General features: G+C 48.5%; 13 protein-coding genes and 1 riboswitch. Of the genes, 3 read left to right on the top strand and 10 right to left on the bottom strand.

Going from position 1 to position 14,714, the window contains the following annotated elements:
- Window positions 1–16 precede the first annotated feature (16 nt).
- Genes HQN90_RS05095 through HQN90_RS05075 form a run of 5 tightly spaced genes read right to left on the bottom strand, consistent with a single transcriptional unit; the run spans window position 17 to window position 7,159 of the window.
- Window positions 17–1,495 carry an ABC transporter substrate-binding protein gene (locus tag HQN90_RS05095; RefSeq protein WP_173216759.1) on the bottom strand — a complete coding sequence of 493 codons (1,479 nt, stop codon included), beginning with the start codon at window positions 1,493–1,495 and terminating at the stop codon, window positions 17–19.
- Entirely contained in the window at window positions 1,492–2,406 is a 915-nt protein-coding gene (locus HQN90_RS05090; RefSeq protein WP_173216758.1) for an ABC transporter ATP-binding protein, read from the bottom strand. The genes HQN90_RS05095 and HQN90_RS05090 overlap by 4 nt, the downstream gene beginning before the upstream one ends.
- 1 nt (window position 2,407) lies before the next feature.
- Entirely contained in the window at window positions 2,408–5,326 is a 2,919-nt protein-coding gene (locus tag HQN90_RS05085) for an ABC transporter permease (protein WP_173216757.1), read from the bottom strand.
- Entirely contained in the window at window positions 5,326–6,426 is a 1,101-nt protein-coding gene (locus tag HQN90_RS05080; protein WP_173216756.1) for an efflux RND transporter periplasmic adaptor subunit, read from the bottom strand. Before HQN90_RS05080 ends, HQN90_RS05085 begins: the two co-directional genes overlap by 1 nt.
- Entirely contained in the window at window positions 6,389–7,159 is a 771-nt protein-coding gene (locus HQN90_RS05075; RefSeq protein ID WP_173216755.1) for an ABC transporter ATP-binding protein, read from the bottom strand. Before HQN90_RS05075 ends, HQN90_RS05080 begins: the two co-directional genes overlap by 38 nt.
- Before the next feature lie 339 nt (window positions 7,160–7,498).
- On the opposite strand from HQN90_RS05075, the gene HQN90_RS05070 reads away from it, so the two are divergent.
- Together HQN90_RS05070 and HQN90_RS05065 are read left to right on the top strand one after the other, a co-directional pair.
- Window positions 7,499–8,875, top strand: a complete 1,377-nt coding sequence (locus HQN90_RS05070; protein ID WP_173216754.1) for a dipeptidase — start codon at window positions 7,499–7,501, stop codon at window positions 8,873–8,875.
- 22 nt (window positions 8,876–8,897) lie between these two features.
- The gene (locus HQN90_RS05065) at window positions 8,898–9,404 is read left to right on the top strand and encodes a GNAT family N-acetyltransferase (RefSeq protein ID WP_173216753.1); all 507 of its coding nucleotides are present in this window, start codon (window positions 8,898–8,900) and stop codon (window positions 9,402–9,404) included.
- 1,181 nt (window positions 9,405–10,585) lie between these two features.
- On the opposite strand, the gene HQN90_RS05060 is transcribed toward HQN90_RS05065, so the two are convergent.
- Together HQN90_RS05060 and dapA are read right to left on the bottom strand one after the other, a co-directional pair.
- Window positions 10,586–10,969 carry a RidA family protein gene (locus tag HQN90_RS05060; RefSeq protein WP_173216752.1) on the bottom strand — a complete coding sequence of 128 codons (384 nt, stop codon included), beginning with the start codon at window positions 10,967–10,969 and terminating at the stop codon, window positions 10,586–10,588.
- Window positions 10,970–10,988: 19 nt separating this feature from the next.
- A complete protein-coding gene (gene dapA / locus HQN90_RS05055; RefSeq protein ID WP_173216751.1) occupies window positions 10,989–11,864 on the bottom strand; it encodes a 4-hydroxy-tetrahydrodipicolinate synthase in 876 nt (291 codons plus the stop codon).
- A gap of 123 nt (window positions 11,865–11,987) precedes the next feature.
- Between dapA and HQN90_RS05050 the strand changes: the two genes are divergently transcribed.
- Window positions 11,988–12,869, top strand: a complete 882-nt coding sequence (locus HQN90_RS05050) for a LysR family transcriptional regulator (RefSeq protein WP_173216750.1) — start codon at window positions 11,988–11,990, stop codon at window positions 12,867–12,869.
- A gap of 59 nt (window positions 12,870–12,928) precedes the next feature.
- Here HQN90_RS05050 and HQN90_RS05045 read toward each other — a convergent pair whose 3' ends face one another.
- The 3 genes from HQN90_RS05045 to pyrF all read right to left on the bottom strand — a co-directional run bounded on the left by HQN90_RS05045 (window position 12,929) and on the right by pyrF (window position 14,703).
- Window positions 12,929–13,129 carry a putative motility protein gene (locus HQN90_RS05045; RefSeq protein WP_173216749.1) on the bottom strand — a complete coding sequence of 67 codons (201 nt, stop codon included), beginning with the start codon at window positions 13,127–13,129 and terminating at the stop codon, window positions 12,929–12,931.
- 20 nt (window positions 13,130–13,149) lie between these two features.
- Window positions 13,150–13,236: riboswitch (cyclic di-GMP riboswitch) on the bottom strand.
- A 93-nt stretch (window positions 13,237–13,329) separates the two neighbouring features.
- The gene (pyrE, locus tag HQN90_RS05040) at window positions 13,330–13,971 is read right to left on the bottom strand and encodes an orotate phosphoribosyltransferase (RefSeq protein WP_173216748.1); all 642 of its coding nucleotides are present in this window, start codon (window positions 13,969–13,971) and stop codon (window positions 13,330–13,332) included.
- A gap of 42 nt (window positions 13,972–14,013) precedes the next feature.
- Window positions 14,014–14,703, bottom strand: a complete 690-nt coding sequence (gene pyrF, locus HQN90_RS05035) for an orotidine-5'-phosphate decarboxylase (RefSeq protein WP_216855224.1) — start codon at window positions 14,701–14,703, stop codon at window positions 14,014–14,016.
- Between the last annotated feature and the right edge of the window lie 11 nt (window positions 14,704–14,714).

Raw genomic sequence — 14,714 nt, 5'->3', positions numbered from 1 at the left:
GTCAAGCTGATCTGCCTTAACCGGCAGGTACAGCCTGCATCACGCCGGGTTGCATTGGTGTGGTTGGGTTTTCTTTCATTTGTTTCAGCATCGCATCGCCTTGTGTCTGCCACTGCTTAAGTCCTTCGCGTGCGGTTGTTTTCCCTTGCAGGACGTTCGAGAATTGCTGGCGCCCAATCTCTTGAACCTGATAAATGTTCGGATTATCACGATACAGTTTCATGTTATTTTCCATCGGAGCAGGCACGACATTATAGAAAGCTTCCATATGGAAATCCAATCCATCCTTAGGTTTCAAATACTTGGAACGAGCTACTAAATTATAAGAGCTGTGTGACTTCAGCTTTGCCCAATCTTCGCCATTAATAAATTTAATGAATTTCCATGCATCTTCAGGATTTTGCGCTTTGGCATTGATCCCCATAATCCCATTCATGTAGATAGATCCGCCGACACCCTTCGCTTCAGGATGGGAAGGAATCGTTACGACATCCCAATCAATAGGGGTATAACCTTTGTAGCTGGCTGCATTTTTGTTCGCATTCGTAATCTGCTGAAGCTGTCCATAATTGATAATTCCCATCGCTAAACGATTCGACATGAAGTCATCATAAGAGAATGGATTGTTCTGATCGAATTGGCGGTTCATCGGCTTCTGAGGATCCATCAATTCCGGGAACACATTGTCTTTCTGCAGCTGCGCCATTTTCGCCCAAACCTTTTCCCATTGATCCGTGTCTACCGTCATTTTCTCTCCGGCATCATCAAACATTTTGAGCTGAAGGGGAGCTGTATACATTTGCATGCCATAAAATAAATTGTCGCCTTGCGATTGTGTAGAGAAAGAGAAGCCGTTAATGCGATTCTCTCCTTGCCCTTTAACTAGACGTTTGGAAAGATCAAAAGTTTCATCCCATGTCATGCCGTCCTTCGGAAAATCTACACCAGCATCCTGAAACATTTTTTTATTATAAATGAGAGCTGATGAACTAAACGTCGGCGCTAAGGCATAGAGCTTGCCGCCGCCTGCATTTTTGATGCCATCAATGACCGCAGGCACAATGCCGGATGTATCGAATTTATCTTTCGTAATCTGAGGATCAAGCTGTGTCAATAAATTGCTTTCAATAATTTCGGGCAGTTGCTCATAACCGACCATGACCACATCCGGAGGATTGTCACCCTGCATAACTTCCTTCAATTTCACCATAGGATCAGGCATCTTTTCACCAGGTTGACCCCCGCCAAAGCGGAACGCGTCGTCCATCGTAGGAATAAACTCAATTTTGATATTTGGATTGGCAAACTCAAAAATTTCCGTGAATTGTTGTCTGAAATATTCATCATCTCCGCCATATCCCATGGAATTCGCGATGCGAAGTACACGTTCCTGCTTATCATCCGGTTTATCCCCTTTTGTACAAGCAACAGCTAAAGGCACAACCAAGCTAAGCGTTAAGGTTGTAGCCAGCATTTTACGATTCATCAATTTCATTTCGTTTTCCCTCCAACAGTAGATGTTATAGGTGCTGCATCTTCATTCGCAGCTAGCCCTTTTGGTGCTTTGATCATAATTTTCTCGCCATCGAACTCCATCGATGCTTTGCCATCAATTTGCAGAGCTGTCAAGTAAGCCTTCGGAACTTGCAGCCTGCCTGCTCGATCCAGAACGACATACTCTTCGTGGTCTTCGCTCGTAAATCCAGTTGCCGTGCCATCAATCGAAGGATTCCTTGCAATAAACTCTGAGCTTGTCATCCCGTCTCGAATGGCGACAACTCTTCCCACTTTGCCAGCCATGGATAAATCATGGGTAACAATAACAATGGTTACCCCCAGTTCCTTGTTCAACCGTTGAAAAATAGAGAGAATCATATCTGCCGTCTTCGTATCTACAGATCCAGTAGGCTCATCAGCCAGCAGCAGCCGTGGGCGATTCGCAAGCGATATCGCAATGGCGACGCGCTGTTGTTCGCCCCCTGACAGTTCCTGCAGCTTGTTGTTCATTCGGTGGCTCAGACCGACCCATTCCAATAATTGCTTGGCATAGACCGGATCATAGTTGCCGCTAAGCATCATGGGCATTTCGACATTTTCCAGTGCGGTTAAATACGACACAAGATTGCGTGCATTATTTTGCCAGATGAATCCGACTGTATGCCGTTTGTACTCAACAAGCTGCTTATCCGTAATCTTCAATAAATCCCAGTCGCCGACTTTCACTTGACCAGCAGACGGGCGATCCAGCCCTCCCAAAATGTTAAGGAAGGTGGACTTGCCGCTTCCGCTGTTCCCAATAATCGCCATCAGCTCACCGGCGTCGATTTGGATGTTCAGCCCTTGTAAGGCGACAACTTCAATTTCATCTGTTTTGTAAATTTTGACCAAGCCTTCACAGGTAATCATGCTATTTCTCCTCCCCCAGCTTCACAGCTTGATGAACACGCAGCCTTCTAATGTGCAAGAACAGCAGCAGCGCCCCAGTTATCATCATAAAAGCTACGACGAAATATAGCTGGTAGGTATCTTTGGAATCGAAAACGACACGGAAAGGCGGCACTTGCGTCTTCACATTTTGTGAGGTTTGCAAGAAAGGCAGGAAGAAATAGCTTGTTAATTTACCGATCCCTATCCCCAGGGCAATCGATAAGCCCGCTGTAAAGCCTTGCTCGAGAAGGAGCATCCCGGTCAATTGTTTGCGCGAAAGCCCCATGGCACGAAGCACCCCGAATTGTACGACACGACTGGAAAGATTGAAGAACCAATACAGCATGTAGCCGATTAAAGATACCGTTACCGAGACCAAGAATCCTAGACTGAGGATGCCGAATACACCGCCTCTGGCAGGAAGCTTGTTCTGAATGATCAGCTCATTGCGCACATCTTTTACGGAGGCAAGCTCAATTCCTTTGGCTTGCAGGGCTGCAACAAGAGGCGCCACTTTCGCGTCCGGCTTCATTTTCAGCCAAACCTCATAAGGAAGAATCGGAGCCTGATCATACAAATAATCCAGATTGGTAATGAAAAATGGCATTTGATCTGGATATTGACTTGGCCAATAAGGCAAGATGCCGACAACGACGAATTCTACAGGCTGCTGTCCAATCGTGATGGAGAGCAAATCTCCTGTTTTCAGCGCATATTTATTCGCATAGTTGGAAGGAATGATGACGGCCTGCTCGTAACTTCCCAGCAAATTTAAATATTGATGCGGCGGTGCTGGGAATAAGTCTGGTCGAAACCAGGCTACTTTGGCAAAATCGACATTGTCGATGCCCATAACCATGCCTTGGCCGGTCGATTTACCGGATACGACGACATTTCCTTTGGTTTGCAGCACTCTTGCAGCTGCTTTAACGCCCTCTAAATCACGGAATACTTGAAATGGCGGCTCGACATATCTGATCTTGCTTGGCGTTTCTTCGCCTGGCTTGGGACCGCCTTGGCCGCCACCCGAACCACCATTGCCGTTAGAGCCATTAGAGCCATTCCCGCCGTTTCCTCCGCTTCCCTGCGAACCGCCGTTTTTGCCTGCGTTTGGATCTTTGGGCAGATCATCCGAAAAGCCTTCCCAAACAGTCTGCATCACGACATCCGTTCCATACTGGTAGAGGGTTCTCTCCGTCGAGTTCAAATCTATCGTGCGTGCTGCTGAAGAATTGTACACCCCAAGACCCAACGTAAGGATCAGAAGCAGCATCAGCGGATAATAGGCTTTGGCTGAACGGGATAGCTGTGCAAGGGTTAAGTACAGCGGCACTGGCAGGAATTTGCGGCCAAGCCAGCCGAACAATCGAAGCAGCCATGGAAAAATACGCAGAAAGAAAAGTCCAAGCGCAAAGATCGAAAGTGCAGGCACGAAAAATAAGAGCGGATGCACTTGGAGCTGATCTGTCGTCAGCCCGGTTTGTACGGATAATATTTGACGTTGATCAAATAAGTAGAAGCCATAACCGACGAAACCAAGCAGCGCGATGTCAAGGAACCAACGCTGCCAGAGCGGCGAGCGATCGGAACGCGCAAGCTGCTGTTTGTAGTTCACGATCGAAGATCGCGCAAACATAACGGCTGGAATCACACTGGCGAGAATCGCGATAAGAACGGCGAGACTGCCATAAAGCATCGCTTCCGACGTGAAGCTGACTGGAATCGATTTGCGATCTACGAACGTCAGGAATCCGCTCGAGGAACCGATGCTTTTGGCCATGAACCAGCCCATAAACGGACCGATAACCAGCGCAATAATGCCAAGCAGCAAACCTTCCAGAAAGTAAATGCCGATAATTTGATTAGTGCTGCCTCCACGGCTTCGCAAAATAGCGATTACGCCACGTTGGCGATCTAGGGATTGTCTGGCATTCATCACAATGTAATAGAAAACCATGGCAATCATCGGTGCCGCTAAGGTGAACAGTAAAATTTGCATCTGCAAGCTTTGCGCTTTAAATTCGGCAAGAATAGGCTTGAAGGACACATCTACCTTCGTATTTTTGAGCTTCTGGAACAAGTTGATATCCAGCCGCTCCAAACGGTTATCCAATTGCGATAATTGACTCGTTTGAATATTGCGCAAATCAAAAGCATAATACCAATTAGCAAGCTGCAGCGGAATTTTCTTCTCCGTTAACAACGTCTTCATAAACACATCATCATGAATAACAAGTGTATTGACTAATCCTTCCAACCCTTGGAACCAATAGGAATCTGCGTCATTCTTCGGTTTGAAAGAGCCAACAATTTTCACCTTTAGAAGCTGGCTTCCACCTGCACCGGTAACGGAATAGTTAAAGACATCCCCGATATGCAGATCATTGCGATATAAAGCTTCTTCGAGAACAACAGCTTCAATCATGCCATTTTGCAATTGTCCCGCTGCCATCTGCCCAATGGTCCATTCCACCTGATTATTGAGCCCGCTCATCGAAGTCAACGTCATCTGACGACGTTTGCTTGGATCCACTTTCGTCTGATCGGCCGGTGTCAGCTGAGCCCCTTTGATGGTGTAGGTGCTTGCGAAAGTTGCTACTGGAAAAGCAATATCCTTAGGAATTTGATCCTGTATATATACATTGACGTCTTTAAGCTCATCTAGTCCTGCACGTTCTGACCCAACGGCTTGATATCGCATAAGCAAAGAGCCTGCAGGCAATCCGCTGGACTTCTCTTCCAGCGATTTGGCAACGACTCGTTTCAAGGATCCATCTGCATACATCGGGATACTCGTGGTAAAGGCAACAGCCATGACAAGGCCTAATAACGTGCTTAGCGTTAGCCAGCGGGTATTCCACATTTTCCGAAATAAAAACCGCAGCATCGGGATGGACATTAGCGACCCACTACTTTCTGACCGGCTGTAAGACCTTTTACAATCTCCACATCCGTTGACGTCTGTTGGCCGATCTCCACGTCCACTTCTTTCTTATTCCCTTGCGCATCAATCACTTGAACATAATTGCGACCGGAATAGGTGCGAAGCGCTGCGAGTGGAATCGTTGTGGCATTTTCTTTTCTTTGGGTAATGATGGTGACACTAAGCGGTGTTCCTCGATTTAAACCTTTGGGGAATTCATCCAGCTGTACGACCAAATATTTGTCAATCGAATCCTGCTGGCCGCCTTGTCCATCACCAGGGAATCCTCCGCCATTGTTATTGTCATTCCCTTGCACAACCGGAAGCTGCTTCACTTTTCCCTTGTGCTGACCTGAGGAATTGATATCTACTTGCGCTTCCATGCCAATGGCGATCTTCTTGGCGTCATCAGCGCTGATGCTTGCCGCAACCGTAAGCTCATTCAAATCAGCGAGCGTTGCAACGGATTCGCCTGATTTCACGGTATCACCCTTTTTCGAAACAACTGTCACAATATTGCCGCTGAAAGGTGCTACTAATTGAGCTTTGCTTACTTGCAATTCAAGCTTCGCAAGCTCCTCGCGTTTCAGCTCGAAATCAATTTTCGCCTGCTCAATTTGCTCCGGTGTCATCTCGTCCGCCTTGCGCAGCGTTTCGATCATGGTCAGCTCATCTTTGCGCGTTTGCAGCTTTTTCCGCTTTAAATCGCTATCCATATCCGAAACATCAAGCTCGGCAATCGGCTGTCCTTGTACAACAGCGTCTCCATTCTTCACAAGAACGGCGCTAATTCGTTTCCCCGTCATATCTTCGGAGAAAAATAGCTTCTCCTCCTTCAACGCCATAAGGCGCCCGCTTCCTCTGACTTTCGTTTCCAGCGTTTCTGTTTTCACCGTATATTCTGGTTTCTTCGAAAGCTTCGGTGGATTAATCGACGGGATGGCTTCTTCCTCTTGCTCTTTAGGCAATAGCGAGCAGCCTGAAGCGATGATGAGAGTTGAACATATAAGTGCTGCTGCTAGGGGCTTCTTCGTCCAATTAAGAGACGAACTTCCCGTCCACCATTTCGTAAACATGATCGGCAACCTCCAAAATTGTAGGGTCATGAGTCGTCATACATATCGTAATCTGCTCTGTCTTCATAATACTGCGAAATACAGACATAATTTGTGCTCCCATCTGGGAATCCAATTCTGCTGTAGGCTCATCAGCCAAGATTAGCGATGGCCGATGCGCAATCGCTTTGGCTATCGCCACACGCTGCTGCTCTCCTCCGGAAAGTTCAAAGGGACGATGATGCATCCGCTTGCCAAGTCCTACAAGCTCCAAACAGTGCTTAACCCTGGCTTTCCACTCTGAACGCGGAATGCCTGCCATGCGCAGTGCGAGTTCCACATTCTCCCAAGCAGACAGCAGAGGCATCAAGGCATAGGATTGAAAGATAAAGCCAATCTCTTTGCGTCTAATCAAAGTCCGCTCATCATCACTGCTAAGATGGAAGGCATGCTCCTGAAACCGAATTTCCCCCTCATTCGGCTGATCAAGCCCACCAATTAAATTGAGCAGCGTTGTTTTGCCAGAACCTGAACGGCCTTTGAGCATCACCAACTGCAGCGGCTTCAGCTCCATCTCGATCCCTTTCAATACATCCAATCTCTGACCTCCAACTTGAAAGGAGCGATGGACGCCACTTACGGTCAAAAGTGGAGATTTTATTTGTCTAGAAGGAGATGAGCTGACTTCAACTGCCTGCTCTTCTTCGAACGCCAAAGCCTCCGATGTGTTTTTTTTGCGAAACCATCTCGCCATACTCGTAGGACTCCCTTTCATTGATAAACTGTATGTATGCTAAAGTAGACGATGAATCTTCCAAAAAAGTTTCATGAAACTGAAAATTTCCTGAAAATTTTTTTACAATAAAATCCATACGTGTAATCTATTAAAAGATACTATTAAATGGAAGATTTCTCCATACAACCAATGACCTATTTTAGATGCTCTTATAAAACACGATTGGTGCGAGTCAGATTGGCCATTCTCGGATAAATATGCACCTCTTTAAGACGAATTTGCAGGATTTCACCTGTATTTGGGGAAGTTAAAAGGAGCAACTAACTACTATTGCTTTCAAAGAAGGAGAACTTACACATGATTGAACCCATCAAAGCTTATTTGGACGAGCAAAAGGATCAACACATAGAGGAACTCATGCAGTTTCTGCGGATTCCAAGCATCAGTGCTGTCGCCGAGCACCAGCCCGATATGCTTCGCTGCGCCGAGTGGACGGCACAATCGTTGAAGCAAGCAGGTCTTGAACATATTGAAATTATGCCCACTGGCGGGCATCCGGTCGTTTATGCAGATTGGCTGCATGCTCCAGGCAAGCCGACCGTGCTGATCTATGGTCATTATGACGTTCAACCCGCTGAGCCGCTTGAGCTCTGGGAGACGCCGCCCTTTGATCCCGTCATTCGCGATGGCAAGCTGTTCGGCCGAGGCAGCACCGATGACAAAGGTCAACTGCTGCTTTACGTCAAAACGGTTGAAGCGTTTCTCCGCACACATGGCAGTCTTCCTGTAAACTTGAAATTCTGCATCGAAGGCGAAGAAGAAATTGCCAGCAAGCATTTGCCTGCTTTTGTAGAGAAATATCAAGACAAATTACAAGCTGATGCCATCACACTTTCCGATACGCAAATGCACGGGCCTGGCAAACCGGCCCTCATGTATGGTCTTCGCGGACTAGCAGGTTTCGAAATTACGGTGGATGGCGCGAATAGCGATCTGCATTCGGGGTTGTTTGGAGGTGCCGTTCAGAATCCGATTCATGCCTTATCAAAGCTTCTCAGCACTTTTCACGATGATGAGGGTCAAGTTGCAGTAAAAGGATTTTATGACCGCGTTATCGAACTCTCTGACAAAGAACGAGAAGCGTTTAAACTAGTGGAACCGGATGAAAACAAAGTACGCACTGATTTGCAAGTGGATTCGCTGTATGGGGAAAAAGGATTCTCCTTCTATGAACAAACCACATCAAGGCCAACACTGGAAATTACATCCGTAGCTGGCGGATTCCAAGGCGAAGGGATTAAACCCATCATACCGAATCGGGCTACGGCCAAAGTAGCCTGTCGCCTCGTTGCGGCGCAGGTGCCGGAAGAAATCATGGATGCCATTGAAACGCATATTCATGCGCAATCACTGCCTGGCGTCAAAGTCACTCTGGACCGCCAGCTGCGAGGCAATCCTTTTATAACCCATATTGATGAGCCCGTCATGGTTGCAGCAGCCGAGGCTTATGAGGACACCTATGGCGTATGGCCAGTCTATACACGAAGCGGCGGATCGATCCCCATTATTGAAGTATTAGGACGCGTGTTGGACGCTCCGGTTGTGCTTCTTGGCTTTGGCTTGCCAGGTGAAAATTTGCATGCTCCGAATGAACATTTTCATTTGATGAATTGGAGTAAAGGCACAGAAACCATCAGCCGATTCTGGATGAAGCTTGCAGCAATGAGCAACTAAGTGAAAGGAATGAACTGACACAATGAGCACCTCACCACTCCCTATTCGCAATGCCCAGCTTGAAGATCTTGCAGACATCGTCCGCATCTATAATACAACTGTAGCAGGCCGTATGGTCACCGCTGATACGGAACCTGTTGCAACGGCAAGCCGAGAAGCTTGGTTTCATGAGCACTCCCCCGACTTCCGCCCCTTATGGGTCATGGAAGACGGCGATCATATTTGTGCTTGGCTCAGCTTTCAATCCTTTTATGGCCGACCTGCCTACAATGCTACAGCAGAAGTCAGCATTTATGTGGATGAAGCCTACCGCGGCAGAGGCATTGGCCGATATTTAATCGAAAAAGCGATTGAAGCTAGTCCTGAATTAGGAATCAAAAGCTTGCTTGGCTTCATATTCGGCCATAACGAGCCCAGCTTGCAGCTATTCCGCAAGTTTGGCTTTGAGAACTGGGCGCATTTGCCGGGCATTGCAGAGCTGGATGGCATTGAACGCGACCTTATTATTGTAGGTAAACGTGTAAGTTAGAAGCTGCGCATGATTAAAAGGACACTCAGGAGGAATTCCTCCTGAGTGTCCTTTTTGGTTCAGCGTACTTTCGCGGGGATGCAGCCTGCTTCGCGCGTTGAGACTGCTTTTTTGGCAGGCTCAAGCAGGGTTCGATGCCGTCTCCCTCTGGAGACGGCCTTTTTGGCAAGCTCAGCGTCCTTCCGCTGGGATGCTGCTTCCTTCGTGCGTTGAGACTGCTTTTTCGGCAGGCTCAAGCAGGGTTTGATGCCGTCTTCCTCTGGAGACGGCCTTTTTGGCAGGCTCTTCGTGCTTTCGCGGGGAGGCGGACTGCTTTGCGCGTTGAGCCTGCCTTTTCGGCAGGCTCAAGCAGGGTTCGATGCTGTCTCCCTCTGGAGACGGCCTTTTTGGCAGGCTCAGCGTGCTTCCGCCGGGATGCTGCTTCCTTCGTGCGTTGAGACTGCTTTTTCGGCAGGCTCAAGCAGGGTTCGATGCCGTCTCCCTCTGGAGACGGCCTTTTTGGCAAGCTCAGAGCGGATTCGATGAGGCTGTCCCATAAGCCAAATTTAGTAGGAAAGCGTCGATAGATGACTACTTTATAATTCCATGTGGGATGAAGGGGCTTCCCGATCAGATCCGTTCACCCAAGTGTAAAAGCCTGCGAAAATACAGGAATTTCCGAGCAAATTCGGTTAAAAAGTGGAAATGCCTGCAATTGTGCAGGCATTTTTATCTTTTTCGGCCACTCATCCAGAAAAAGCCTCAAAAGCCTGCACAAATGCAGGAATTTAATAGTAAAGGCTATTCCAAGAGCAAAAAAGATGTATAATTGCAGGTTTAGAGAAAGCAACTGGAGCTAGAGTCAGAGAAAGTAGGAGGCTCATCAAGAAATTATCAGAACTCTAACCCGTAACAGCTATAGTGAAATAAATCCGGACGCTATATTCATACGCATGAATGAAGATCACACGCAGAATGGTCAGAACGGCCAGTTTATGTCAGGTTAAAATGTACAAATCCGAGCTGTCGGTAATCGAATAGCAAAGGTAAGTTTGGAATAGGCGATTGATCCTCTCCGAATCCCAATCCCAATCAAAAAAGCTGTCCCTCAAGTAGGTTTATCTACTTATGGGACAACCCCCTTTTTGGCAGGCTCAGAGTGGGTTCGATGCTGTCTCCCTCTGGAGACAGCCCTTTATAGTTCAGCCTACAACAGCCTCAACTTCAATCTCAATCATCAAATCCGGATCAATCAGCGCTTTCACTTCGACCATCGTAGCCACGGGCTGCACCTCGCGAAAAAACTCGCCATGAGCACGGCCGAACTCTTCCCATAAGGAAATATTCGTCACGAACATGCGCGTTCGAATAACATCAGACATGGTTGCCCCCAGCTCATGCAAGGCATGTTCGATCGTCTGAAGCACATATCGCGCCTGTTCATACGCATTCCCCGCACCAACGACTTCACCATCCTTCATCGCAGTCGTGCCCGCAACCTCTATCCGGTTTCCCACACGAATCGCCCGACAATAACCAACTTGCGGCTCCCACGGCGACCCTGTAAACACTTTCGTTCGATTCATCGCACTTCCCCCTCTTCTCTTATATAAAAGTCGTTAATCTCTCGGCTAAATTATCGGTGACGGGCAAAAGCGGCAGACGCAGCGTACCGTTCACTATAACGCCTTGCTGTTCAAGCAGCCATTTGAGCGGAGCCGGATTAGGTTCTGCAAAAAGAAGCCGAATAAGTGGCAGCAATCCTTCAAAAAGCTCTTTGCACAGCTCGTTCCTGCCAGCTGCGAAATGGCGATAGAACGTGACGAATCGCTCCGTTTCAATATTGGCTGACGCACTCATAACGCCTTTGGCCCCTGCTTGAAGGGCATCAAACAGCAGCGTATCCTCCCCGCAAAGAATTGGCTTCGAGCCCATCCGAGTCAGCTCTGCTAACAGTTTCGTATTTGGCGTACTGTCTTTCATACCAATAACCCCGTCGATATCGAGTATTTCACGAACGGTATCCAATTCCAATGTTACACCTGTCCGATGGGGAACTTCGTATACAATGATCGGCACGCCAACACTTGCTGCTCGGCGAAAATGCGCGATAATTCCTTGCTGACTTGGTTTATTGTAATAAGGCACGACCACCAGTGCAGCGTCTGCCCCTAGATTGCCTGCCATTTCTGTTTTTTTTACCGTAGATAATGTGTCATTCGTCCCTGTGCCGACGACGAGCGGCGCTTGTACATTGGCTGCCGTTCTTGCCGCCTGTGCGGTTGCAAACAAGACCGCTAATTCTTCCCCCGTGATCGTCGGCGACTCGCCTGTAGTCCCATTGACAACAAGTCCATCCACTTCATCTTGAAACAACTGATAGGCGTGATTGTAAAAAGAAGCCGCATCTATCTCAAATTCTTCATCAAATGGTGTAATAATCGGAACATAAACACCTTTCATGTCCTGCTCTTTTAACATCTGACTCATCTCCTTCGCTATGTTCCTGCATACAAACACTTTAGCATGGAACTTATCATCACAGTTAGCTATAATAAATGATATCGATCATCAATATTATTGATAATGAAACGAGGGACTCCCATGGATTTAACGTATTTCCGAACCTTCCGGGAAGTCGCCCGGCGAAAAAGCTTTACTAAAGCTGCCGAAGAACTAGGCTACGCGCAGTCCAGCATCACCATGCAAATTCAGAAGCTGGAAAGAGAATATAAGGTTCCCCTTTTCGAAAGATACGGTCGTGAGCTGCGATTAACCGTTCCAGGAGAAAACTTGCTCAAGTTAGTTGTGCAAATGCTCGATCTTTACGATCAGTCCAAAGAAATGATTGCCAGCCAAGTCAGCGGAACTTTGACCATCGGAACGATTAACTCGCTTGCCGCCTATTATTTGCCTCCCTATTTGCATGAAATGAAACAGCTGTATCCGGGCCTCAATATTCAGCTGTACCCTGACAGCGAATCCTCTTTGATGAGCAAGGTCAAAAATGGCGACTACGATATTGGTCTCCTACTGGATCGCTATCCGGCTGACAATCAGCTAACCTGTACCAAAGTTCGTGAAGAACCTTTGGTGCTGATAGCTCCGCTTGCGCATACCCTGTCACAGCAAGCTGCCGTGGAGCTAGGTGACTTCCATGAAGCCGAATTTATCGTCACCGAAGAAGGCTGCATTTATCGCGGCATGTTTGAGCAACTGCTCAAAGATCATGCCATTCCGCTTCGCATCGGTTTTGAGCTAGGTAATTTGGAAACGATCAAACAATGCGTCATGAATGGGCTGGGCATTGCCCTGCTGCCGCATATCGCCGTGCAAAGCGAGCTCTCCGCGGGCAAGCTGGCACAGCTTCCATTCTCGCATGCCAATCTGCGCATGGATCTCCAGCTCTTGCTTCATCCCAAAAAGTGGATGTCGCAGCCCCTCCAATCGTTCATCCATCTGTTGACGAGTGAAGAGCGAGAGTAACGCAACAAAAAAAAAGAAGCTCTCCTTTTCGTAAAGGTAGAGCTTCTTGCGTTATAGACTTATATGCGGATGTCGAGATTGCCACCCAAGTGCGGCGCCGCTGAAGCGGTAACCTGCTGCTGGGCTTTAGCAAAATCCTGTATTAAAGTACTGGCTGTAGCGGATTGCAAATCATTGGCTTTGCTCAAAAGCTGAATGCCAACCGCTTGCTTCAAAGAGTCACCGCCATTAATGGCTGTAAGAACACTATTGATATTCACGAGCACTCCTCCTCTCATCGTTCGGTAGCTGGCAGGCATGCGGACCAAGCCGATTAGCCCCTGTAGCTTTGCGTCTGCCGCTTTCGCGTCATTTGCCATTTCGCAGATGTTAGGACGTACCTAGCACTCTTACAGTATAGGGTACTCTTACACAATTCGTCAATCTTCGCGAAACTTCACCGTAGCTTAGGCACAGCCTCTTATACGCCAAAAGCAGCAGGATTCGATCTCCAGGAGCGAAGAAGCTCCATATCGGATTGTTGAATCTTCCCTTTCTCTAGTGCTACTTCCAGCAGCGCAGAGTAGTTGGATAGTGTATGCAGCGGCATACCCGCAGCTTGGAACGCTTCGGTTGCTTTATCCAGTTGATAGGAGAAAATAGCGAGCACGCCAAGCGGTTCAGCGCCTGCTTCTTTCACAGCAATCGCCGCTTTCAAGGAACTGCCTCCGGTTGAAATCAAATCCTCGATCACAATTACCTTTTGACCTGGCTTCACAGAACCTTCGATCAGGTTCTCTTTGCCATGGCCTTTGGCTTTATCTCGGATATAGATCATGGGAAGACCGAGCTTTTGAGCGACCCAAGCAGCATGAGGGATCCCCGCAGTTGCTGTACCCGCCACAACCTCAGCGTCAGGGAACTTCTCTTGAATCAATTGGACGAAGCCTTCAGCGATCGCATCGCGAATCGCAGGGTGCGACATCGTCAAACGATTGTCACAGTAAATAGGCGATTTCAGGCCCGATGTCCATGTAAAAGGCTGCTGCGGTCGAAGCGCGACCGCTTCGATTTCTAATAAAGACGCTGCGATATGCTGTGCAATAGTTTCGAGTTGACTCATGATACTTCCACCGTTCCTTCCGTTGTAAGGCTCAAGACTTGGTTACGCGATCGAATCTATGATCGCTTCAATTGCCGCGCGAGGATCGGCTGCGCCAGTGATCGGTCGGCCGATCACGACGTAGTCCGTCCCCTGCGCGAATGCTTCAGCCGGCGTCATGATGCGTGACTGGTCGCCCACGTCAGCTCCTGCCGGGCGAATCCCCGGCGTCACCGTGACGAACGCGTCGCCGCACGCCGACTTAATCGCCGTCACCTCAAGCGGTGACGCCACGACGCCTTGCAGCCCCGCGGCATGCGCCAAGCGGGCATAGCGAATGACGGCCTGCTCGGTTGTACCGGCCAGGCCGATCTCTTCATTCAGCACAGCTTGGCTGGTGCTGGTCAACTGCGTCACGCCGATCACGATCGGGCGTGTGCGGCCAGGAGCAAGCCCCTTGTCGACCCCCTCCAAGGCGGCTTCCATCATGTGCTTGCCACCGGCAGCATGCACATTGAACACATCAACCCCGAGGCGCGTCACGCTCTCCGCGCCGCCTTTGACCGTGTTCGGAATGTCATGCATCTTCACATCAAGGAACACCTTGTAGCCGCGTTCTTTCAGACTAGCTACGAAGCTAGGACCTGCAGCGTAGAAAAGCTGCATCCCCACCTTCACGAAGCAAGGAATGCCTTCGAGCTGCTTAAGCAGCCCTTCAGCATGTTCTGCGTTCGCATAATCCAAAGCAACCATGATACGTCCAG

Origin of the sequence: Paenibacillus alba (assembly GCF_013204855.1) — a bacterium.
Taxonomy (GTDB): Bacteria; Bacillota; Bacilli; order Paenibacillales; family NBRC-103111; genus Paenibacillus_E; species Paenibacillus_E alba.
The sequence above is the reverse complement of the archived record's forward strand: the minus strand, read 5'-3'. Positions and strand labels throughout refer to the sequence as shown.